The sequence below is a fragment of the Methylobacterium sp. NPDC097929 genome (genome assembly GCF_049543375.1).
Classification (GTDB): Bacteria; Pseudomonadota; Alphaproteobacteria; order Rhizobiales; family Beijerinckiaceae; genus Methylobacterium.
The window spans coordinates 1,331,636-1,354,392 of record NZ_JBMVEP010000001.1; the positions used below are offsets into that span (position 1 = coordinate 1,331,636).

Below are 22,757 nucleotides of genomic sequence, written 5' to 3' on the forward strand. Positions count from 1 at the left end.
TGTCTTGAGCCCAAGCATTAGGCGAGGTTGGCGGGACTCAGTCATCGGATGACGGCAAATAGTTCGTTACTCAGAATAATTCTCCGACGTAACGAAATCCGATCCGGAAGCAAAGCACAGCCATGTTTTTTCTTCCAAATCCGAGCACAGGAGAATGATGTCGTGATGAAAAAGTCAGCAAGAGCAATGATCGCTGCGGCCTTTGCCGTATCTCCAACAGCAGTCTTCGCTCAGCATATCGATGTCAATCCGGGCGGGGTTCGGGTGGAAGGCGATAGCCACGGACGACGCGTTGTCGAAGAGCGTAGCGAGGGCGGCCATCATGAACCTCGCAGAGAGCACCACGAAGAGCGTCGAGAGGGACACCATGGCGATGCCCCGCGGGAACGTCACTGACGCCTTGAGATAAAAAGAGCTGTGAATAAGCGACGGGTGGCCATTACAGGTCGCCCCTCGTCTACATTTCAACGATATTGTCTAGGCCGACTAGCACAGATCAATTCAGTTGCTTCTGAAGCTGACGTACAAACAAGGGGAATTTACAGCTTAGCTGTGGCTATAAAATATATTTTTATTACTGTATAACTCTTCACCTTATTTGCTTTCTTCGAAGTCATGTGATGGAACGCTCCTGCCAAGCGCGCGGGCGAGGTGGGATGAAAACACCATTCAGCAGAGCCTGCCAGATCGCACCCGTGCGTTCAGGCGTTGGGCAAGGCAGAGGGCCTTGACCCGCTCAAACGAGTCTTCGGGAAGGGACGCGCAACGCAAAGGAGAAATAGTTATGGCTCGTCTTGGTAGGGTGAAGACGGCACTGAGTGACGGTCACGCTCGTCGGCAGCCTCGTGGCCATTCCGAGTGCGGCCCAGGCTCAAGGCCATCATGGCGGCCATGGCGGAGGACATGGGTTTTATGGCGGCCATGGCGGAGGCCACAGGTACTATGGCGGCCACGGTCGCACTTATGGGTATGGTGGTTTTGGCTATGGGCGCCGCTACTATAGCGGTCGCGGCTACCGCAGAGGACACGGACATTACGGCCATAGGCGGGGTTACTACGGGGTCCCCGTTGCAGCTGGATTGATCGGTGGCTTGGCGCTCGGTGGGCTCGTGGCGCACAGCCCATACTACGGCCACTACGGTTGTGGTTACGCTCCGAGCTTTGATTACCACTACGGTTACTGAGCACGGTCGAGTGTGCCTGCTATACTATTATTTGTCGTCGGGGCCGGATGCTCAACGGTAGATCCGGTTTCGGCTCAGTCTAATATCGATTTTGCGATCTAGTTGTGTCATCATCTGCGAGGCGACTTCTCATAGTCTTCATTTGTTCGTCGTCAGTGTCGCCCGGCTGAGCTCGACCGCAATGCTCAAGGCTTCGGTTGTCTGAAGCTGGGTTTGCGCGGTGATCACGTCTGAGCGAGCAGCGACACCGGCAGCGTACTGGTTCTGAGTGATCACGAGGCTGCTGTCGCCGTTCCCGTCCAGGACCAGCATCACGCCGAGGTCCCTGGCGCTCGCGGCACGGTCGAACAGGATCATCTGCCGTGCCTTCGGGCTCGCTTCCCCGGTCTCGGGCGCGCGCAGGTTGTCGACGACGGCCCGCAGCGAAAGGTCGATGATCTCGACGTTGCGCACGATGTCGCGCTCGATGACCTGCATGAGGTTCCTGGAGGTCTGCTCGGCCTTGTCCTAGGCATCGCGACGAAGATCGAGGAGCATCGATGCCGACACGATCAGCATGCTGATAGGTGCCAGGACCCCGAGCGCCACCCAAGCGCGGCTATGTTCAAGTGGTCGCGAGAGGCGCGGCAGGGTCATCGGCTGTTTCCCCTGGGCTTGCTGGCCGTTGCCCGATCGTTCGCACGCCAGCCATTACGGTCGATTTACCCCGATGGCTTTCGACGCCTTCGACTCACGCATGGCTAACGCCCGGTTTTATCGCGCACTCACGCCGGACCGGCGGATCCGGGCGCGGGACCTGCGTCCCGCCGCCCGCTCATGGCGCATCCCGAGGATTGGCTACCCCGCGACCCGGCCCTCAGGCCCCGAGCGAGCTCCGTCGCGCTCCGTGACAGGCGTCCGGACCAGCCACCACCGCACCCGACCCGGTCGTTCGACCCACATGCATCGGCGCGCGCGATCCAGTCCGTCGCCATTCCCGCGCGAAGGCTGCCAAGTGCGGACGGGCCGGCCCCTCCGCATCAAGGTAGCGCAGGAATCCCTCCACGGCTGCATCGTGGCCCGCGGCATCCGTCCTACCCGTCAGATGCGCCCAGCGCATGAAGATGACGTAGAGGTTCGCCACGTCGGTCTCGCAGTAGTCCCGCACCCGACTAAGTTCGTCGCGCGCGACCAATTCGGCGACGCAGGACCCGTGCTCGCCCATCTTGCCCGGTGCGCCGACCGCCGCCGCAGCCTCCTCCAGGGTGAGACGCGAGGCCGCCCCGAAGGATGAGATCGCATCCATGAGGTCGAGGTGCCAGTCCTGGGCGTAGCGCTGCCCGTAATTGGCCCAGCGCGTTCCGCGAAGAAACCATGCGGGGGCCGCGAGACCGTGCATCAACGAGCGGGCGAGGACCACCGGCATGTCGAACGCCCTGCCGTTCCAGGTGACGAGCCTGTACCGTCCACCCTCGAAGAGCCTCCAGAAGGCGCGCAGCAGACGTGCCTCGTCCCATCCCGGTTCGCCGCCGCTGCGACAGGACCGCAACTCGTAGGTCTCGACGCCCGTGCCCGCGTCGCGACCGACCCCCGCCTCGATCACCGAGATGGCGACGACCTGATGCCACATGGCCTTTGGAAACCGGTCGGCCGGCCAATCCGCGGGCGTCAGGGTCGGGTCCGGAACGGTCTCGATGTCCAGCATCATCAACGTGTCCGGGCTGCCCTCGTCGAAGTCGCGGCGGCGCAAGGGATGTCGCATGGTGTCGGGGCGCGCCTCCGCCCCGGGTGTGGCGGCGTCGAACAACGTCCGTTCCGCGAGCGGGCGACGGGCGGGTGAGCGCGACGCGGACGGGTCCCGGCATGCAATCGGTCGGCGTACGAAGGACGTCATGGCCTCTCCATTTCAGGTGTCGTGCGTGCGGCGGGCACCGCGGCCCGGACCGGCGCGGCGTCGGGGGGAGGCGGCCTTTCCCGAGAACAACGCCCGGGTGGCCGCGTCGTCGAGGTAGGCCGTGCGGAACAGGGCCTCCGCGATCCGTTCGAGGGCGAGGCGCTCGGTCCGCATGAGGTCGCACGCGCGCTCGTAGGCCAGCCGGAGCCGCTCAAGGACCGGGCGCATCAGCCAGGGCATCCGGGCCAGGTCGATGTCCTGGGCGGGGGCCAGGGACAGCAGCGGGAAATCGGCCGAGAACCCCCACGACGCCTCCATCGCCGCGGCGCATCGGGTCGCCTCGGCGAGATCCGAGACCGCGCCGGCGGAGACGTCGCCCAGGAGCACCTCCTCGGCCGCGCGGCCCGACAGGATCATCACCAGGGACCGTTCGAAGTCGCCCTCGGTCAGGGCTCCGTAGGCATCGACGAGCGCATGCTCGGTCAGGCCGCCGGTCGGGGCGATGGTTAGCGTCACCGGTCCGCTCGCGCCGCTGGCCAGGAGCGCGACCGCATGCCCGGCCTCGTGGACGGCGCAGCGCATCCGGAGCCCATCCCCGAGCGCCGGCGTCCCATCCGAGGAGCCTGCCAGGATGTCGTCCACCGTGAGGGTGCGGCCGGCCCGTCGCGCGCTGCCACGCGCCCGCCGCACCAGCGCCTCGACGTCGGCACCCGTCATGCCCCGCAGCAGCGGGACCACCGGCGCAAGGTCGAGGTCATCGGCGTCGGTCCCGAGATACTGGACCAGCATGCCGGTCAGCGCGTCGAGACCGGGAAGCTCGATCCGAAAGTGCCGTTCAAGCCGCCCCGAGCGCAAGATCGCAGGATCGATCCTCGAAGGATGGTTGGTCGTGCCGACGACGACGACCCCTTCGCGGCCGACGGCGCCGTCGAGGTGTTCCAGGAGGGCGTTGACGACCTGGCTGGAGTAGTCACGATGATGTTCTAAGAAAGTATTCCTATCACCAAAGGAGTCGAGCTCGTCGATCAGGACCACGCAAGGCGAGCGCCGCGCTTCCTCGAAGAACTGCCGCATGGCGCCCAGGGTATGGCCAAGATGTCCGTCACGGGAGCCCTGCCACTGCGCGAGGGAGCCCGGATGAAGCGGTAGGTTTGCACTTCGGGCCAGGGCCGCCGCGAACCGCGTCTTGCCCGTGCCGGGCGGCCCGCTGACGAGGACGGCCGATTCACAGGCCGCGAACGGGATGATCCCTTCCTGCCACGACCGTAGGTCCGCCACCAAGCCGAGCCCCCAATCCCGGGCGGCTCCGAGACCGAGCGTATCCTCAAGGCGGGGCGCGTTCGCGGTGCGCTGCCTCTCTCGCTGGCGCGAACGCCCGAGGCGCTCCAGGGCCTCGGATGCTCCACGACCCGGGCGGATACCGAGCCGAAGGTCGGCAGCGGCCCGGACCGACACGCAGTCCCCGAGCGCGGCGAGAGGCGGAACCTCGCCGGTCACCGCCTCGATCACCAGGCTCAGCACCTCGGCGTCGAGCGGAGCGACGAGAACCTCCCGGTCGACGGCGCGCAGGAAGTCGCGCGGCAGCGTCCTGGCGGGATCCGACGCGACGCCGATGAGCGGGACGCCGGCAACCACGGCCGCGCCGACGGTTTCGTTGCCGCGGTCGGGCCTATGCTCGCGCGAGGCCCCGTCACGCGCGAACACGACGACCTCCCGCCGGCTGCGGTCGTTCCAGGCCCCGCGCCCGCCCTCGCCATCCCGAACCCTCCATCCCAGTCCGAGGAGGCAGGGTCCCACGACGCACCGCATCGGCTCCACCCAATCCGGAGAGGATACGCGCACCAGTAGGACGGGGAAGCCGTCATCGGCCGCGGGAGGTCCTGCCGGAGCGAACGCGCGCCCCAGCATGACCGCGGCGGCCACGACGTCGGCGGCCAGCCGGGGCATGGGTGATGCCTCCCGCCGGCCGAGCGCGAGCGCGTCGAGCTCGGCTTCGTCCAGGCACCATGATGGATCCGGGCTCGCGGCTTCCTTCCGCAACGCCTCGACGAAGGCGCGCGCCATCGCGCAGGCCGCCTCGTTCGGTTCGGGCATGGCATCCTCCGGCTTCGCGTGGGACTTCGATGGTGAGGGGCCCATGGTTCAGCGGCGGCGAGGCTTGCGCATCCTCGGTCGCGCCCATCGCGCCGCGAGGCGCATGAGCCGGCGCTCGTCGGCGCTGCGCCGTGCCAGCGCGCGCAGGGCGTAGGCGATGACCGCCGGCGCGGTCGCGTCGCCGCGCTCGGCCATCAGCAGGAGATTGCCCATCACGAGATCCGACGCGACCGAAGCCGCGCCGCACGTGCGGACGTGACGGATCGCGAGCGCCGTGGCCGCGGCCGCGTCCCCGTCCCTTGCCGCGGACCAGCGTGGTTCGCCGAGTATCGACGTCGTCGCCAGCAGCCGCGCGAGGGCCGTTGCTTCCGCCCGGTCGAGGCGTCCGGGCGGGTACGTACGCCAAGCCGCCACCACGCCGACTTCGACCACGGGCGGCACGCCGCGCCGCGGGGTTCGGATCGCGTGCCGCAAAACCGAAGTCGAAACCACTCGGCCAGGCTCCGATGCCATGTCCACCTCCAGCGGCCCCGCCCGTTCCAAGGCGGTCAGCGAATCCGTCACGCTTTCGAAAAACTTGGCCCGTGCCCCCACGGGGAGCCGGAACGACCCGATGGGCGAATAGGCGGTCGCCGCGCTGCGCACGGGCTCGGTTTCACAGCGCCCAGCCCGGTTGGCCCGGCTGTTGGAATGCCCACGACGTTCGAGAATGCTTATATTATACCTGCGGTATATAAGACGATCAAGCCATTGCTGTCTTTGGCGGCCGGGAAAAGTCGTGGCGGCGGCAGCCCGAGGCGGGAAGTCAGCGATGGGCGCCGTACCGGCCCAACCTTTCCCGGCTCCCGATGCCCGTCGGCCTGTCCGGGGAGCTTGGTGCGGGCGGCCCTGGGCCGTAGGTCGACGTTCCCATCTCAGGCCTCGACCACCAAGGCTGGGTCGAAGGCATCGGCCGCATCCCACCGCCGCAAGGGATTGGCGACGACCCTGGTCCGGCCGATGCGGTAATCCGCCGGGGCGACGGCCCGGCCGTGGACCCAGAGCGTCGGCGCCCCCCAGGCGTGCATGACATCCTCCAGGTCCGAGGCATGCGAGGCTGCCAGCCAGGCGTCCCCGAGCCATCCCGTCCAGGCGTCGGGCAGCGAACGGCGTGAAGGCGCGAAGTGGGTGAGCACGACGGCGCGGTCCCCGGGGCGAACACCGGGCACGAGCGTCCCGGGTCCCCTCGCGACGTTCAGCGATTGACACACGATGCTGGTGAGGGCGTCCTCGATGTATCCCCGCGACCTTGCATGGGCCCCGAGGGCGTCGAGCGGCGACCACGGGCGCCCCCGCCGAAGCAGGACGCGCCGGCAATCCGCCCAGCTGTGGCGGGCCGCGACCCTGGCTAGGCGGCCCTCGAAGCTCCCTTCGAGGCACCAGTCGGTCCACAGGGTCGCCCCGACCACCACGGTCCCGCCGCCGGCCTCGGGACCGATGCGTACCGCATCGTCGGCGAGCAGGTGGATGCCGAGGTCCCGGGCGAGGTCCCGGCCGCGGGCGACCGCCTCCACCATGGGCGTCTCGGACCACAGCTCCGCGCTGCCCGCCACCATCAGGACGGGCCTGTTTCCCTGTCTGCCGTCCAGGGCGCGCGCCAACCAGTTCAACGCGACGTCCAGCCCTATGGCCACTCCGCCCGCCACCAGCAGGACGTCGAACTCGGGAAGCGGATCGGGGAGCCGGAACCCGGGATTGCGGTCGATGAGCAGGTCGGACAGGATCCAGAACCTCGCGTTCTCCCTTCGGCTCCCGACGGAGGCCGGTCCTGGACAGGCCGTCCGCACCTCGGGCGTCGGGTCGATCCGCGCTCGGGGCCGAAACGGAAGCGGCAACGGCTCCGGGACCTCGGCACCCGGAACACGACGAGGGGGGCGAACATGCCGCGTCATCGTAGGCCCCCGGCGGCCGCCGATCCCGTTCCGGTCGAGCCCTGGGAGCGGAACGGAATGGGATGCGGCGGAGGTGCTCCCCGGCATCCTAGCGCACGAGGCTCACGGGCGAAGTCCGGCAAGGGCGTCTCCATCGGTTCTCGGCTTGCGGGAGGCAGTCAGGGCGGGGCGGCCGCCCCGGGCGGTCTCAGACCTCGACGACCAGCCCGGGCTGGAAGCGCGGGTTCTCGCCGGGATATCCTCGCGGGTTGCAGAGCACGCGGGTCCCGCCGAGGCGGTAGTCGAACGGCGTATGGGTGTGCCCGTGGACCCAGAGCGAAGGCCGACCGGCCTCGATCAGGTCGTCCAACCGCGACGCGTAGGCGGCATTGAGCGGCTTGCCGAGGAACCGCGGCGCGACGCTCCCCGCCGCGGGAGCGTGATGCGTGACCACGACGTGCGCCCGCGTCGTCGCGTCCGCGGCGGACCGGAGCGCGGTTTCGAGGAAGCGGCGTGACGCGAGGTGCAGCGCGAGCGCCTCCTCCGGCCGGAACCGCCGCCACTCCGGCTTGCGGCTCCAGGCGATGAGGCGGTGATCGTTGAGGCCCACGCGTGCGTCCCGCATGGCGGGGACCCGCGTCGCCGGTCCGTCGAGCTCGTAATCCGTCCACAGGGTGCATCCCGAGACCACGACGTCGCCGAAGCGGACGGTGTCGTTCTCCAGGAGGTGAATTCCGGCCTCCATCGCGGCCGCGCGCCCCGCCTGCAACTCGTCCGGCAGGCATCGACGGTAGAATTCATGGTTTCCGGCCACGAACGCGACCGGCATATGCGGCCGGACCGTCGCGGCGAGCCACGCGATTGACTTGACGAGGCCCTCGCCGACGTCGCCGGCGACCACCGCGAGATCGGCCCTGGGGATCGAGGCTGGGGTCCATGGACTCCCGATGTCGATGTGCAGGTCCGAAAAGATCCATAGGCGCATCGGTTCTCCCTCGGTGTCGTCACCCGGAAGCCGCAGCCGGTCCGGCGCCCCGTCGTCGCTCCCGGCGGAGACGCCCGCCGGCTTAAGTTCCACCCGGGACCGCCACGCATAGGCGAACCGGGCATGGTGCGGTCCGCCCGTCCCGTCGGCGGCGAGACGGTCGAGCGCATCGGCGAGGAACGTCGCGGCAGCCTTTTCGCCGCGAAGCGCCAGCGCGAGCGCCGCGGTGGCGACCACGTCGACGTCGGGATGCGCCGGACCGCATCGTCCGAGGACCGCCCGGGCGTCGCGGAGCGCCGCCGGGGCGTCTTCCCATTCCGAGGCGGCCACGGAGGGACCGGACCCTTGGAGGGCAGCCGTCGCCGCAGCCAGCAACGGCTTGGCCAGATCGGGCGCGAGGGCGCCCGGCCCGACCGTCCGCCACAACCTGGTGAGGGACGTCGAACCGCCCGCCGCCGGCAGCGCCCAGCGACGTTCGCCTTGGGGGTGCACGGGCATCTCCTGACATCCTCGCATGGCCGCCCGGACAGGCGGCGAGGGCTCCCCCGCCCACATCTCGACGGGCGGGACCGGCTTCCGCCTTTCGAGCGAGGGAGGGGCGACCCGCCTCGACGGAAAGGGAGACGGTGCGCTACTGCAGGGAGGGACGCGGACCGGCGGGCCGTCCCAGGCGGTAGAGCCTGGAATAGGTGCGCGCCCAGGTACGACGGTCGGAAACGTAGACTTCCGAGGTTCGGACCCGGCGACCTGGGGGAAAGTCCGGATGGTGCGTGACGCGACCGACGAGCGCCGCGACCGGCCGCATCCCGAACTCCCATTCCTCAAGGACGGGGGCGGCGGCGAGTTCCTCCGCGGACGGGTATTCGCCGTCCTCCGCGGCGTCCAAGGCATCGGCAAGGTCCCGGAGCCGGTCCTGCGCGTCGCGGCGGTCCGCCTCGCCCATCCCGGCCAGGACGGGAGCGATCACGTCGCCGGGATGCCCCGGCATCGGGACCGCACCGGGTACGACCGCGTTCAGCACGCGAAGCGCAGCGCGAACGGACAGGGACGCGAGCAGGGATCCATGGGCCGGGGCGGCGGCGTCCCGCAGCGGAGCCGGCAGGCCGCGAGGGATTACGCGGATCGAGGTGTCGTCCAGGCCCGCGGCCGCCGCCGTGTCGCGCACGGTTCGGTCGGACGCTCCGAGTGAGGGGAAACCGCACCCCAGCAGCCAAGGGACGGCGGCATGCGCGGTCGCGCGCAGCATGGACACGGCCATGGCACGTTCGAGGACGGACGGTCCGACGGCGATCACCCTGGGACATTCCCCGAGATCGACCGGGCAGTCCGCCGCCCACCCCGGCGGCAGGTCGAGCACCACGAGGCGTCGCGCGGGATCGGCGGCCGTCTCCCGCGGGAAGTCCTCCGCGAAGGAGGGACCGTCCCTGCAAAGCTCGACAACGCGCAGCGTGTCCGGCACGCTGTCGAGACGAGGCAGCCGGGATTCGTGAGCGCCTACGACGCGCAGGAGCGTCGTGGCGGTGCCGACCGAGGCTGCGGCAAGGGCAATCAGGAAGGCGGCGTGCGTGCCAACGGCACGGCCATCGCCGCCGAACAGCGCGATGATCATGGCGGAACCCCAAAGGCGGAGAGCGGCCCTCCCGCTCGACAATCGGTCGGGCGGGGGCGGGCAGGCTGCGGTGCTTGTTGAAGACCCTAATTATACCTGTGCTATAAAAGTATTTCAAGCCTCGCCCGACGCGTCTCGGGGAGTGGACTTCGCCTCGGCTGCGGATTTCCCTCCGGACCGGACCGTGCCAGGGTACCTATGCCAAGCCGCCCGCCTGCTGGTCGGTCTCACCCAGCAAGAGCTTCACCTGCTGGCGCGCGTCTCGAAGAAGTCGATCAACGACTACGAGAACGGCTTCATCGCAATCCGGGTCGCGCTTGCGGAGCGTCTGGTCTCGGCCCTTCGCGACGCGGGCGCCCGTTTCATCGCGGGCGAGGGATACGTCGGCGTGGTCGTGAGCGGGCGGAGAACCGAGGCGGGCGTCCCGGCGGTTCCCTTCGGACAGGGAGTCCAGGAAGCCGGGATCGTCTCCGACCCGGGTCCCTCGGGCGGTTCCGCCAAGCCGCGCCCCGCCCGCGGCAGGCGTGGGTCGCAGGGGGATTGAGGCTCGAAATCCCTCGGTGGCGGTTCTCGGCGCGTTCCAGGCTCACCCCGTCCTGCCTTCGAGCCTCGTCACACGACCTTGCCGACGAGGCTCCCGATGCCTGCGGTGACGCCCACGGCGAGTGATCCCCGGAACGTCACCTGTACTGTACCGTCGCCCGCGGCACTGCGGCACCACCCGCCTTCGCCCCGAGGGCGCCGAGAATGGCGAGGAACACCAGCGAGGCCGCTACCTCCGTGTATTCGGGCCCGCGCTCGACGTAGATGCGAGCGAGATTTTGGCGCTTCGCCAGGGGTCGTCGGCGAGTTCGAGCCGCTCGCGGTCAGCCCGCTCGGTCTCGGACCGGGAATTGACCGAAGGGCACTTCCCGACCGCCATCGACATCGCGCCAGCCATCAGGATCTCCCCGTTTGTGCGTGGCGGACACCGCGACGCCGACGCTGAGGCTCGCGGTCGATACGGGTCCATCGTTGGCGCCAAGCGCCGCGACGCGAAGCCAGCCGGCACGGTCGATAAGGTGCTGTGCGGGTCCTATTTACGGCTACGGCGAGAACAGCAAGGGTCGGCAGGCCCAACGTGTTCATCCGAAAGACCTTTGACCGCAGCACGAGCTGAAACTTTCGTGGCGGATAAACCAGCGCTGCGTCATGGCCGACACGGCGCAAGCTTGCCCGGCTTTTCCTGAGCAGGTCCCGGATTCAGGAGATGCGGCCGTGCTCATGCGCGCACTGTCGATGGTCGGCCAGCGTCTCGATCACCCGACACTCCCCCACCCGACCGTGGCCACATGCCTCGACCATGCGCCGCAACTCTCCGCGCAAAGCCACGAGTTGCCCGATTCGACGCTCGACCTCGGCCATGTGTCGACGGGCGATGCCGTCCACCTCCGCGCAGGACCGGTCCGGCTCGGTGGACAGAGCCAGCAACTCGCGAATCGCCTGGATCTCGAATCCGAGTTCGCGCGCATGACGGATGAAATTGAGCCGGGATATCTCTGTCTCCAAATAGCGACGCTGCTTGCCCTCGGTGCGGGTCGGGGCCGGCATCAAGCCTGCTCCCTCGTAGTAGCGGATGGTTGGCACCTTCACGCCCGTGCGGCGCGACAGCTCTCCGATTGAAATGTTCATATCCCGGCCAAACCTCCAGTCCTTAGAGGTTGCACTCTCCTTCCTCCTCGATGGGAAGGGGGCACGAAAGCGGATGGCTCCGACGAACTGTCCGAACGCCATCCGTCACTCGACCGTTTTAAGCCGCCGCAGCCCATCCTTTTGACCTTGAAGCTTTGCGTGACGCTCTCCCGTTGATGACGTCGCACACGGATGGGACCTCCCATGGTGGGAACGTGAAGGGCCTCAGGCGCTCGATCTTCCCTCTCCAAGGAGCCGCAGCGCGTTTGCCGTCACCAGCACGGTTGCCCCGGTATCCGCCAGGATGGCAGGCCATAGGCCGGTGACCCCTAGAACCGTCGTGACCAGGAACACTGCCTTCAAGCCGAGCGCCAGGGCGATGTTCGTCCTGATGTTGAACAGCGTCCGGCGCGAAAGCTCGATCATCCGGGCGATGTCTGCGACGCGTCCGTGCAGGGCCGCCGCATCCGCCGTCTCAAGCGCCACGTCGGCGCCCCCACCCATCGCGATACCGACGTCCGCGGCCGCGAGCGCCGGCGCGTCGTTGATGCCGTCGCCGACCTTGGCCACCACGGCGCCAGTGGCTTGGCGCTCCCGCACGATCCGCTGCTTGTCCTCAGGCAGGAGCTCGGCCCACACCTCGATGCCGAGCGCGGCCGCCACGGCCCAGGCCGTCCGCGCGGTGTCGCCGGTCAGCATGATCGCGCCGACGCCGAGCGACGCAAGGCGGTCGACCCCCTCCCTCGCGTCGGACCTGGGCTCGTCTCGCATCGCGAGCAGCCCGGCTACCGCCCCGTTCGCGAGGAGCACGGACACGGTCTTACCCTCGCCCTGGAGCCCGGAGACCCGCTCCTCCTGATCGGGCGTGAACGGCACGCGCGCGCCGGCTTCCCTCGGCGAGCCAAGGAACAAGTCGAGCCCCCCGACCTTGCTGGCGATGCCCTTGCCGCCGAATGCCTGGGCCCCGAATGCCGGGGGCACCGGCGCTCCGGCCTCGGCGGCCTTGGCCAGCACGGCCCGGGCGAGCGGGTGCGAGGAGCCACCCTCAAGGGCGCCCGACAGCGACAGCACGTCCCGCTCGGACCTCCCGAATGCCACCACGTTCGTCACGACGGGCTTGCCCTCCGTCAGGGTTCCCGTCTTGTCGAAGGCGACCGTCGTCACCGAGGCCAGCCGCTCCAGGACGGCGCCGCCCTTGATGAGAAGCCCGCGCCGGGCCCCGGCCGAGAGGCCGGCCGCGATGGCCGCCGGCGTCGAGATGACGAGCGCGCAGGGGCAGCCGATCAGCAGGATCGCCAACCCCTTGTAGACCCAATCCCCCCACGCGCCGCCCGTGAGAAGCGGCGGGACCACCGCCACCAAGGTGGCCACCGCGACGACGGCGGGGGTGTAGACCCTGGAGAACCGGTCGATCAGGCGCTCGGTCGGCGCCTTCGCCTCCTGCGCTTCCTCCACCAGCTGCACCACCCGGGCGATGGTGTTGTCCTTGGCAGCCGCGGTCACCCGGACGCGGAGCGCCCCGTCGCCGTTGACCGTCCCGGCGAAGACTGCGTCGCCAGGCTCCTTGCGCCTCGGCACGCTCTCACCGGTGACCGACGCCTCGTCGACGTCGCTCCCGCCGTCGAGGATGGTCCCGTCCGCCGGGACGCGGTCACCCGGCCGCACCAGCACGGTGGCGCCGACCTTGAGGCTCGCGGCGGGCACAGATTCAGTCGTGCCGTCGCGTTCCAGCAGCGCCGTCTCCGGGACGAGACCGGTCAACCCACGGATGCTCGCCCGGGCTCGACCGGCAGCGACGCCCTCCAGAACTTCGCCGATCAGGAACAGGAAGACGACGGTCGCCGCCTCCTCGGTCGCCCCGATGACGGTCGCGCCGACGGCGGCGATCGTCATGAGCATCTCGATGGAGAAAGGCGTCCCATGCCGGGCGGCCAAGATAGCTCGTCGGGCAACCGGCACCAGCCCAACCGCCATGGCCGCGAGGAAAGCCCAGCGCTCGGTAATCGGCGCGACGTGCCCGAGCGCGTAGGCTGTCACCAGGGCCGCGCCGCAGGAAGCCGCCAGCAGGGCTTTCGGCGCCCTCCACCAAGGTGTCTCAGCGGTATCCCCCAACGCCACGGCGTCCGGGTCCTCGGCCCCGTAGCCGAGGCCGCGGACGGTGTCAGCGATCATTCTCGCATCGGTCCCGGGTCCGTGACGCACCGCGAGCGTCTCGGCGGCCACCGAGACCTGCACCTGCGCGATGTCGGGCAGGCGGCGCACGGCGGCCTCGACCTTCGCCGCGCAGGACGCGCAGTCCATGCCGGTCACCCGCAGGCGGGTCGTCGGGACGTCGGTCCTGTCCAGGGTCGCTGCTTCGGTCACGGCGGGTGCCTTCCTTGTGGTTAAGGCGACCCTACTTCCTCTAGCGACTAGAGGAGCAAATATCTTGAAGCCCATCGCAATCGGGGAATTGTCGCGGCAGGCAGCCGTGAAGGTGCCGACCATCCGATTCTACGAGGAGCGCGGACTCCTGCCGCGCGCGTCCCGAACGGAAGGCAACCGGCGGACCTACGGCGCGGCCGACGTCCGCAGGCTTCGGTTCATTCGGCACGCGCGTGAACTCGGATTTGAGATCGAGGACATCCGCGCGCTGCTCGATCTCGCCGAGCAGCCGGAACGCCCGTGCGGGGAGGTAGACGCAATCGCCCGCCGGCATCTCGCTGACATCGACGACCGGATTGCGCGGCTCACCGGGTTGAGGGTGGAGGTCCAGGCGATGCTGGATCAATGCTCGCGGGGCAGTGTCCGGGAATGCCGCATCGTCGAGGTGCTGGCCGATCACGGTGAATGCCTGCACGAGGTTCACTGATGCCTACGGCCACGCGGAATTGGATTTTATGCGCTCACCACGTTCGAAACCCCTTGCTCCTCCAGTCGCTAGAGGAATTAGGCGTGCCGCATATGTCGGACGCCCCGCCGAGGGCATGAAGCCGAGCGGATTTCCCAATGACCGGACACGCAGATCGCTCCGTCCGTGCCCTCCGTGACGGAGGTGGACACGAACACGGCCATTCCGGCAATGCTCAGGCATCCTTCGGTTTCGGAAGGGCCTTCGCCGTCGGCATCGGTCTGAACGTCGCCTTCGTGATCGTCGAGGCGGTCTACGGGTTCTTGAGCAATTCCCTCGCCCTCGTCGCCGACGCAGGCCACAACCTCTCGGACGTACTCGGGCTCGCCGTCGCCTGGGCCGCGGCCATTCTCGGGAAACGGGCGCCTAAGCCGCGCTACACCTACGGCATGAAGAGCTCCTCGATCCTGGCCGCCTTGTTCAACGCGGTCATCCTCCTCGTCGCCATGGGCGCCATCGCCTGGGAGGCCGTCCGGCGCTTCGGTGAGCCCGCACCGGTGGCCGGGACCACCGTGATGGTGGTCGCGGGCATCGGCATCCTGATCAACGGCATCAGCGCTTGGCTGTTCGCATCGGGGCGCGAAGGCGACCTCAACGTGAAGGGGGCCTTTCTGCACATGGCCGCCGATGCCGCCGTCTCGGCGGGCGTCGTCGTCGCCGGCCTGCTTATCGCCCTGACGGGTTGGCGTTGGCTCGATCCGGTGACCAGCCTACTCATCGCCGCGGCGGTCGTATGGAGCACTTGGGGACTCCTGCGCGACAGCGTGCGGATGTCGCTCGCCGCCGTGCCCCCCGGCATCGACCCTGACGCCGTGCGCGCGCATCTGCGGGGCTTGGAGGACGTCACGGCCGTCCACGACTATCACGTCTGGCCGATGAGCACGACCGAGGTCGCCCTGACGAGCCATCTCGTAAGGCCGGACGGCACGGACGACGCTTTCCTTATACGAGCCGCACGCGAATTGAGGGGCCGCTTCGGGATCGTCCACGTCACGTTGCAGGTCGAGACGAGCGAGACGACCGCCTGCGCCCTGGCCCCGGACGGCGTGGTCTGAACCTGCGATGCAAGCCTGGCTCTATACCCTCATCCCGGCAGCCGCCGCCGTCCTCGGCGCCGCGGTCGCCGTCAACATGCGGCCGGGACCCGTCTTGGTCAGCGCCATCCAGCACTTCGCCGCAGGCGTCGTATTCGCCGCGGCGGCGGGCGAGATCCTGCCTGACCTCAAGCATGCCGGATCGCCTTGGGCCACCCTGGTCGGCGGCGGCGTCGGTGTTGCCGCCATGCTCGCGGTCCGCACTCTGGAGCGTCGGGTGAAAGGACCAGTCGGTCTACTGACCGTCACCGGAATTGATATCTTGGTGGACGGGCTCGTCCTCGGCATCGCCTTCGCAGCGGGCGCCAAGGCCGGTTTCCTGCTTACGGTCGCCCTGACCATCGAGGTGCTGTTCCTCGGCCTGACCGTCGCGAACGAACTCGGCGAGGGCGGAACCTCGAAAGCCAGGGTGGTCGGCTTGACCGCCGCCCTCGTCGTCCTGCTGCCGCTCGGTGCGCTGCTCGGCGGCCCGGTCGCCACGCTGCCCGCGGCCATCCGCGGCGGCTTTCTCGCCTTCGGCCTGATTGCGCTCCTCTACCTCGTGACGGAGGAACTTTTGGTCGAGGCACACGAAACGGAGGACCGTCCATGGGTGACCGCGATGTTCTTCGCAGGCTTCCTGCTATTGCTCTTGCTCGATGAGCTTGTCGGTTGATGGCGCACGTGCCGGCCGCGTTTGATGCGTCATCACGAAAGGCTTTCGGGTCGATGACATCAGCTCTTCAGTAGCGCGAGCGTCTTTCCTTTCAGGTCGTCAAAGGTCGCGATAGTGCGCAGATTGGCCTCGTACGCTCGCATCGCAGAGCGAAGTTCGGACATCTCGACCGTAGGGCGGACATTGGGAAGCTTGAGGTTGCCGCCAGCATCGGCGGCGGGGTGTCCAGGACTATGAACCGTCGGGAATTCGGTCTTGTCGCGTACGATACGGATGGCCGGTGCCTCTTCGGTGTTGCCCGTGATCGGCTCGAACACTGCAATCTTGCGCCTATAGGGTTCGCCGTCTGGGGCGGACGCCGTGGAACGCGCGTTGGCAATATTCTCGACCGACACGCGCATGCGACCCTGATGTATGCGTAGGGCGGCAGACGCCAAGCTTGGCCCGGAAATGTCGTCCTTCATCGCCGCCAGCCTCCCTCTTGCCGGCATCCTGTCCCGGCGTGCACAAATTTGTTAATCAAATCTAATGAGTTAGAGTTAAAAAAAGGTTAATTCACGCCTCATGGTGTTAGAGTAATCCGAGCGCCGGCCCGTCCGAATTCAGGAGTATTCGGCGATGTCTTCGAACCACCGTTCAGCTCTTTTCCGGGAAATCGGGCGAACGAGCATCGGATCGCTCCATTCGCACCTCCGCGACAGCCGGATCCATAGGCCGATTTGTACTCACCCGGCATCGACCGCTTCTGACTTCAAAATTTTGATATCCTCGTAAATTACATTTAATTATGTATAGAGCATACTATCAAATCAAATTGGTCGTATTTTTGGTCGAGCAGTCGTATCGACAATATAAAATATGCAAAATTTATACAAGTGACTTCATTGACGTTCGTGGCCCACTCGATGAGAGTCCCCTGATGCGTTATCTGAATCTGACGGAGACTTTGTTCGCAATGGACCCCGCGGCGATGGATGAAACGGTGGCTGATGGAACGCGATGACAGGCCGGGAGCGGGCTGCGCACAGGAGCACATCCTCCTGATCGAAGACGACGACGGCATGCGGGTGTTGGTCACGCGACTCCTGAGGGAGAGCGGCTACCGCGTCACCGGTTGCCGCAGCGGCGCCGAGATGTGGTCGCTTCTGCCCGGGAAGTCGGTCGATCTCGTCTTGCTCGACGTGATGCTGCCCGGCGCCTCCGGCTTCGATCTGCTGCGGGCGCTGCGCAGCAAGGGCACCGTGCCGGTCATCATGCTCTCCGCCCGCAACGAGGAGGCGGACCGGGTACTCGGACTCGAACTCGGAGCCGACGACTACGTCGCCAAGCCGTTCGGCCGGCCGGAACTCCTTGCCCGCATCCGCGCGGTGCTGCGTCGGACCACCATCGCGCCGGCCGCCACCGCGGCGGAGAGGGCACAGGTTCTGACCTTCGCCGGCTGGCGGCTCGATTTGCGCAGCCGGCAGCTGACCGATCCCGGGGGGGCTGCCGTAGACCTCTCGGGGGCCGAGCACGACCTACTCATGGTGTTCCTAGAGCATCCCGGGCGCGTGCTCGGCCGCGAGCAGATCCTGGAGATGAGCCGCGGACGGCTCGCCGCCCCGTCCGACCGTAGCGTGGACACCCTGGTCAGCCGCCTGAGGCGCAAGCTCGAACCGCCCGAGGGCACGCTCCCCGTGATCAAGACGGTTCGCGGCTCCGGCTACATGATGGCCGCCAAGGTCGAGCGGGCGTGAAACAACTGGTCGATCTTGCCCGCAGCCTGGAGGGGCGCACCGTCGCCGTGCTGTTGCTGGCGGTACTCGTGGTCCACGGGGGCGCGTTGTTGCTGTACCGTCAGTCGGCGTCGGCCGCGGCCGACGAGGCGTTCGCGAACGAAGTGGCGCGACAGCTCGTCTTGGCGCGGGAAGCGGTACTGCGGCGACCGCCGGGGGAGCGCGGCATCGAGGCAAAAGCCCTCTCGTCGGGTCATTTCGAGATAGGCTGGGAGCGGGGGGAATCCGCCGAGACGGGCAAGACAGACCCCGCCTTGCGCGATCTGCGCGAACGCGTCCTGGAGATCGAGCCCGTGCTCGGCCCAGGTCTGGCGCTCGCCCTGGCGGCGCCGGACGAGCCGCTGCACCAACAGGACCTGCGCGGCGCCTTCCCGCTGCCGGACGGCAGTTTCCTGACCTTCCGGTCCGCCCATTCGCCTCACCTGGTCCACCTTGCACCCTGGGCGTACCTCGCCACCGCGATGGCGATCCTGGTCGGCGTCGCCGCCGTCGTGCTGGTGCACCGGATCGCCGGCCCGCTCAGGGAACTTACGCACGCCACCGTCCGGATCGGGCACGGTACGGTCGTGTCCGTGCCTGAGGTCGGACCGGACGAGACGCGCGGGATCGGTCGGGCGCTGAACGCGATGCAAGGGCGCATCCACCGCCTCGTCGCGGAACGGACGCAGGCTTTGGCGGCGGTCTCGCACGATCTGCGCACGCCGATCGCCCGGCTCCGTCTTCGCCTGGACAAGGTCGATGACCTTGCGGACCGCCGTGCCATGGCTGCCGACCTCGACGACATGCAGGCCATGATCGACGCGACGCTGTCGTACCTGCGTGGCGAAGCCGACCCGGAAGCACGGCAGGTCGTCAACGTGGCGAGCGTGCTGATGAGCGTCGCCGACGCCTCCGCGGACGTGGGCCGCGAGGTGGGCTACGACGGCCCCGGCCGGGCGCTGGCGTCGGTACGTCCCGTTGCCTTCCGCCGCGCGGTCGAGAACCTTGTCGACAACGGTGTGCGCTACGGGATCCGGGTCCGGGTCGGCATCGAGATCGAAGAGGCGACCCTGGTGGTGCGCATCGACGACGACGGCCCCGGCATCGCGCCGGAGGACGTCGCCCGGGCCTTCCAGCCCTTCACCAGGCTGGAGGGGTCGCGTAACCGCAACACGGGCGGGACGGGGCTCGGACTGACTATCGCCCGGCGCGCGGTCGAGGCGGACGGCGGCACGCTCGTCCTGTCGAACCGGCCAGAGGGCAGCCTGCGGGCCGAGATCCGCCTGCCGAGGGCGAAGGGACGCGATTGAGACGCGGCCTACCGGGCGGTCGCCGGTGCGTCGGGGTGCGCGTCCGGCTGCGCCGACCGCTCGTTCGAGACATAGCCGCTCCCAGGCAGTGCCACCGTGAGGATGATGCCTGCGACAGCCAGCGACGCGGACAGGGCCGCCGGAACGAGGAAGGCATCGGGACCAAGGGCCTTCTGGATGAAGCCGCCGGCGACCGCGCCAAGCGTCAGGCCCGCCCAAAGCGGTGCCTGGAGCCAGAACGACGGCGCGGGCTTGTGCAGGACCATGTTCGCCAAACCGGTCCCGAAACGTACGACGGTTCCGGTGACGTAGGTCAGGGCGAGGCTCCGCCCGGCCTCATCCTGCAGCGTCGCATTCAGCATGCCGAGGGCAAGGACGACGGGATAGGCATGAAGAGGAAACGCATCGGAAGCTTCCGGCAGGAGGTTGCCGATGGACAGCAGGACGGCCTGCGCGCCGAGCAGGACCGAAAGACGCCACCGCCCAGCCCAAGCCGCAACAAGGGTGCCGGCGAACGCACCGAAGCAGAACAGCGCGATGGTGCTGCCGAACCTGGTGACGCCCGACCAATCGAAGGAACTGGCCGCGACGCCGAACCGGGTCGTGTTCCCACTCATGAACGACATGAACAGTTGAGAGTGTTCCAGGAAGCCTATCGAGTCGGCCGAACCCGCCAGGAATGCCAGCGCGACGGCCAGGGGCACGCGGGTCTCGGGTCTCGACGGGAAAGATCTGTCCACTTGGCCACCTGTCGCTGCCGCGTCGGATCTCGCCGGGGTCGCGTTCGACCCGGCGTCCGGTCCTGCGGGGAGCCGGTAGGGATACGTCGACCCCATGGCCGAGGCTTTGCTCGACCTTGACGAAGTGTGTCGGCACGCGCGCCTGACACACTTCGTCACGAACGCGGCGAACGGCAGTCAAACGGGTCGGCTATCTCCACTCCTCAAGCGGCCGATGTGGCCGATGGAAGGGATACAGATCGATGAAGCGTACGCTTGCCGCCGTTCTCACCGCCGCGATGCTGGCCGGAGCGGCCACGCCCGCCCTCGCGGTCGACGGGCACGGCAACGCCTCCAATCCGGAGCGCAGCGTCCCGAACTCGGGCGACGTCTCCGGCGGACCCGCCCACCGTGACGATCCGCGGGTGCGGGAGGCGCAGGAGAAAGGCCCGGACGGCAAGCCCGCGCACCGCGAAGGCGACGGCCACGCGCACGGGCACAGCCAGGATAAGCCCGGCAAGAAGTAAGCTTCCCACGAGGTGACACGATGAGCGGGAGACGCGCGATGCGATTGCTGCCCCTGCTCGTCGTCTTCGCGCTCCTGGCAACGGGCCTCGGCTACGCGCTCGCGGCGTCCCCTTGCCCGGACGACTTTTCACGGTGCGATACAGCCCCCTCACGCATCGTGGAAACGCCCGCCTCGACGCAAGTCGGGGCGGGCGTCCGCCTTGGTTCGGTCGACCGAAACGTTCAGTCGTCGAACTCGCGGTGATCGTGGCGCTCAAAGCCGTGGCGGTTCTCGTCCCGGTCGTCGTGATGATGGCGACGAACCTCCACGTGGTCGTGGTCGCCGTGATGGTGGCGGCGCACCTCCTCATGATGGTGGGGAGGTGGTCCGTAGCCGTAATGTTGGGCCGACGCGGTCATGGGGACCGATGCGAGGGCAGCGGTCGTCAGGGTGATCAAGCGACGTTTCATGGACGAAAATTCCTTGCTGGTCGCACAAGGCTCTGCCGACGGCTTTGAACGGGGCGTGAAGCGACCATTCAGTATCCTCCGACCAGGGAAGCCTTCACCACAACGGGCGACCGCAGCTTGCGACACAGCCTCGGAATCGCAGATAAGGACGGTGATGACTTCGGCGCGGCGCCATATGAGCTTCGGAGCGATGACGGGGTGGTGGGCAACCGCCGCCCTCGCGCTCGTCCTGGCGCTGGCCATCGCGATGCCCGGCGCCGGTCTCATGGACGACCTTGTCTCTCACCAGGGCCGTCAAGGCCATGACAGGAGCGAACTCTCGCTCGTCCCGCATACGGTGTCTGGCCTGGATCATGCCTCCGACCCCGGGTCAGCCGACCACGTCCATTGCGGTTGCCACGTCGCCTTGAGCACGACCGTCGCCGGCGATGCCCCGCTCCCCGACGGAACGCGCCCCTCCTACGCCAGATTGTCCGAGAGGATGCCCTCGGTCTCTCCCGACCGCCTGCCAAGGCCGCCGCGCGCCTGAGGTGACGCCGCGAAGGCGGCGCGTCACGAACCCGGGTCCGACCGACCCGAGCCGTCTCCTCACGTCACCGACCGCGATTGTCCGGCATGTCCGTCATCGGCTTCCGGCACGCCCGAGCAGGCATCATGCGCATCATCCTGACCGCCCTCATCCTGGCCGTCGGCGTCCTCGTGGGCGCTGCGGTTCCCGCCGTCTCCGGCTTCGTCCAGGGGCTGTTGATATCGGCTGGCCTGCCGCCGACCGTCTTCAACCTCGCCAGCGGCCCCACCGCCGCGAATTCCGCCGAGGCTTCCCCCGGCGAGGCGGGCCACGCCGCGGGCGACGGACACGGTCACGGTCACGGCAAGCCGGCCAGTAAGCCCGGGGCCGAGCAGACCCAAGGCGAGCATGACCACTCCGAGGCCGAAGGCGAGGAAGGTCATGTCAAAATGACCGCCGAGCAGATCGAGAACCAGGACATCAAGGTGGCCAAAGCCGAGGGCGCCATGCTGTCTCGCCATATCCTGGTGCCCGGTACGATCACGCCCGACACCGACCGGATCGCGCGGGTCCCTGCCCGGGTCGTCGGCACCGTCGCCGAGATGCGCAAGCGCCTGGGCGACGCCGTCAAGAAGGACGAGGTCGTTGCCGTCCTGGATAGCCGCGAGGTCGCGGACTCCAAGAGCGAGTACCTCACCGCCTCGGTGAAGGCCGACCTGGAGAAGACCAATTTCGAACGGCAGCAGGCGCTCTGGGACAAGCGGATCTCGGCCGAGAGCGCCTTCTTGAATGCCAAGGCGGTCTATTCCGAGGCGACGCTGCGCCAGGATCTGGCGCGGCAGAAGCTGTCGGCGCTGGGGCTCGACGCGACGGCGGTGGCCAAGCTGGCCAAGCGCGACGAGACCACCCCGAACCTGTCGAGCCTGCGCCAGTACGAACTGCGCTCGCCGATGTCGGGGCGCATCGTCGAGCGAAAGGTCGACGTCGGCACCGCGGTGGGCAAGGAAGGCGACCCTTCCGACCTCTACACCGTCGCCGACCTCTCAACGGTGTGGATCGAACTTGCCGTTCCGACCTCGGAACTCGCCAAGGTCAAGGAAGGCGCGTCCGTCACGGTCGCGCCGGGCCAGGAGGGCGGCGTGCAGCACGAGAAGGGCAAGGTCGTCTTCGTCAGTCCTTTCCTCACCGCCGACACGCGTGCCGCCAAGGTCATCGTCGCCCTGCCGAACAAGGACATGGCCTGGCGTCCGGGCACCTACGTCACCGCCGAGGTCGAGATCTCGCGGGATGCCGTTCCGGTGAGCGTGCCCAAGGCGGCCCTCCAGACCGTCGAGGGCAAGCGCGTCGTCTTCGTCCGCACAGACGAGGGCTTCGAGAAGCGCGAGGTCGAACTCGGGCGCTCCGACGACGACGCCTACGAGGTCGCCTCGGGTCTCAAGCCCGGCGAGGCCATCGCCGTCGGCAACACCTTCCTCCTCAAGGCCGAGCTCGGAAAGAGCGAAGCCGACCACGCGCATTGAGGG

General features: G+C 68.0%; 19 protein-coding genes and 2 pseudogenes. 8 read left to right on the forward strand and 13 right to left on the reverse strand.

The genetic code is table 11. The features are described from left to right. Window positions 1-1,340: 1,340 nt before the first annotated feature. The 7 genes and pseudogenes from ACPCJR_RS06330 to ACPCJR_RS06360 all read right to left on the reverse strand — a co-directional run. Window positions 1,341-1,820, reverse strand: a pseudogene (locus tag ACPCJR_RS06330) (hypothetical protein); the annotation flags it as partial. A 220-nt stretch (window positions 1,821-2,040) separates the two neighbouring features. After that, window positions 2,041-2,925, reverse strand: coding sequence for a 3'-5' exonuclease (locus ACPCJR_RS06335; protein ID WP_318284237.1), 885 nt, complete (start codon window positions 2,923-2,925; stop codon window positions 2,041-2,043). Window positions 2,926-3,069: 144 nt separating this feature from the next. Continuing rightward, entirely contained in the window at window positions 3,070-5,151 is a 2,082-nt protein-coding gene (locus ACPCJR_RS06340; RefSeq protein WP_238307887.1) for an AAA family ATPase, read from the reverse strand. A gap of 48 nt (window positions 5,152-5,199) precedes the next feature. Beyond that, entirely contained in the window at window positions 5,200-5,796 is a 597-nt protein-coding gene (locus tag ACPCJR_RS06345) for a hypothetical protein (protein WP_238307886.1), read from the reverse strand. 269 nt (window positions 5,797-6,065) lie between these two features. Further along, a complete protein-coding gene (locus ACPCJR_RS06350; protein ID WP_318284238.1) occupies window positions 6,066-6,746 on the reverse strand; it encodes a metallophosphoesterase in 681 nt (226 codons plus the stop codon). A 523-nt stretch (window positions 6,747-7,269) separates the two neighbouring features. Continuing rightward, window positions 7,270-8,544: a metallophosphoesterase gene (locus ACPCJR_RS06355; RefSeq protein WP_166060446.1), complete on the reverse strand. Its 1,275-nt coding sequence runs from the start codon at window positions 8,542-8,544 to the stop codon at window positions 7,270-7,272. Window positions 8,545-8,677: 133 nt separating this feature from the next. After that, a complete protein-coding gene (locus tag ACPCJR_RS06360; RefSeq protein ID WP_166060447.1) occupies window positions 8,678-9,655 on the reverse strand; it encodes a DUF6634 family protein in 978 nt (325 codons plus the stop codon). 184 nt (window positions 9,656-9,839) lie between these two features. Here ACPCJR_RS06360 and ACPCJR_RS06365 point away from each other — a divergent pair, with 184 nt between their 5' ends. Then, a complete protein-coding gene (locus tag ACPCJR_RS06365; protein ID WP_166060448.1) occupies window positions 9,840-10,199 on the forward strand; it encodes a helix-turn-helix domain-containing protein in 360 nt (119 codons plus the stop codon). Window positions 10,200-10,267: 68 nt separating this feature from the next. On the opposite strand, the pseudogene ACPCJR_RS06370 reads toward ACPCJR_RS06365, so the two are convergent. From ACPCJR_RS06370 to ACPCJR_RS06380, 3 genes and pseudogenes are all read right to left on the reverse strand, one after another. Beyond that, window positions 10,268-10,734 (reverse strand): annotated as a pseudogene (locus tag ACPCJR_RS06370) (VIT1/CCC1 transporter family protein). 163 nt (window positions 10,735-10,897) lie between these two features. Next, window positions 10,898-11,326 (reverse strand): MerR family transcriptional regulator, encoded by a 429-nt coding sequence (locus ACPCJR_RS06375; protein ID WP_026105497.1) that lies wholly within the window; start codon window positions 11,324-11,326, stop codon window positions 10,898-10,900. A gap of 225 nt (window positions 11,327-11,551) precedes the next feature. Then, on the reverse strand, window positions 11,552-13,690 hold the full coding sequence (locus ACPCJR_RS06380; protein ID WP_003596824.1) for a heavy metal translocating P-type ATPase: 2,139 nt from the start codon (window positions 13,688-13,690) through the stop codon (window positions 11,552-11,554). A gap of 64 nt (window positions 13,691-13,754) precedes the next feature. On the opposite strand from ACPCJR_RS06380, the gene ACPCJR_RS06385 reads away from it, so the two are divergent. From ACPCJR_RS06385 to ACPCJR_RS06395, 3 genes are all read left to right on the forward strand, one after another. Then, window positions 13,755-14,177: a MerR family transcriptional regulator gene (locus ACPCJR_RS06385; protein ID WP_003596825.1), complete on the forward strand. Its 423-nt coding sequence runs from the start codon at window positions 13,755-13,757 to the stop codon at window positions 14,175-14,177. Window positions 14,178-14,314: 137 nt separating this feature from the next. Then, complete coding sequence (locus ACPCJR_RS06390; RefSeq protein WP_003596826.1) at window positions 14,315-15,271, forward strand: cation diffusion facilitator family transporter; 957 nt, start codon at window positions 14,315-14,317, stop codon at window positions 15,269-15,271. A gap of 7 nt (window positions 15,272-15,278) precedes the next feature. After that, window positions 15,279-15,965: a hypothetical protein gene (locus ACPCJR_RS06395; RefSeq protein ID WP_003596827.1), complete on the forward strand. Its 687-nt coding sequence runs from the start codon at window positions 15,279-15,281 to the stop codon at window positions 15,963-15,965. 59 nt (window positions 15,966-16,024) lie between these two features. On the opposite strand, the gene ACPCJR_RS06400 is transcribed toward ACPCJR_RS06395, so the two are convergent. Next, complete coding sequence (locus tag ACPCJR_RS06400; protein WP_003596828.1) at window positions 16,025-16,429, reverse strand: flagellar basal body rod C-terminal domain-containing protein; 405 nt, start codon at window positions 16,427-16,429, stop codon at window positions 16,025-16,027. A gap of 525 nt (window positions 16,430-16,954) precedes the next feature. On the opposite strand from ACPCJR_RS06400, the gene ACPCJR_RS06405 reads away from it, so the two are divergent. Continuing rightward, entirely contained in the window at window positions 16,955-17,701 is a 747-nt protein-coding gene (locus ACPCJR_RS06405) for a response regulator transcription factor (RefSeq protein WP_017484348.1), read from the forward strand. Beyond that, window positions 17,698-19,029: an ATP-binding protein gene (locus ACPCJR_RS06410; RefSeq protein ID WP_003596830.1), complete on the forward strand. Its 1,332-nt coding sequence runs from the start codon at window positions 17,698-17,700 to the stop codon at window positions 19,027-19,029. The genes ACPCJR_RS06405 and ACPCJR_RS06410 overlap by 4 nt, the downstream gene beginning before the upstream one ends. Window positions 19,030-19,037: 8 nt before the next feature. On the opposite strand, the gene ACPCJR_RS06415 is transcribed toward ACPCJR_RS06410, so the two are convergent. Then, window positions 19,038-19,733 carry a YoaK family protein gene (locus ACPCJR_RS06415; protein ID WP_012455875.1) on the reverse strand — a complete coding sequence of 232 codons (696 nt, stop codon included), beginning with the start codon at window positions 19,731-19,733 and terminating at the stop codon, window positions 19,038-19,040. Between the two features lie 278 nt (window positions 19,734-20,011). Between ACPCJR_RS06415 and ACPCJR_RS06420 the strand changes: the two genes are divergently transcribed. After that, window positions 20,012-20,275 (forward strand): hypothetical protein, encoded by a 264-nt coding sequence (locus ACPCJR_RS06420; RefSeq protein ID WP_003596834.1) that lies wholly within the window; start codon window positions 20,012-20,014, stop codon window positions 20,273-20,275. A gap of 223 nt (window positions 20,276-20,498) precedes the next feature. Here ACPCJR_RS06420 and ACPCJR_RS06425 read toward each other — a convergent pair whose 3' ends face one another. Beyond that, window positions 20,499-20,726, reverse strand: a complete 228-nt coding sequence (locus ACPCJR_RS06425) for a hypothetical protein (RefSeq protein WP_003596837.1) — start codon at window positions 20,724-20,726, stop codon at window positions 20,499-20,501. 654 nt (window positions 20,727-21,380) lie between these two features. Here ACPCJR_RS06425 and ACPCJR_RS06430 point away from each other — a divergent pair. After that, entirely contained in the window at window positions 21,381-22,754 is a 1,374-nt protein-coding gene (locus tag ACPCJR_RS06430) for an efflux RND transporter periplasmic adaptor subunit (protein ID WP_003596839.1), read from the forward strand. Window positions 22,755-22,757 lie beyond the last annotated feature (3 nt).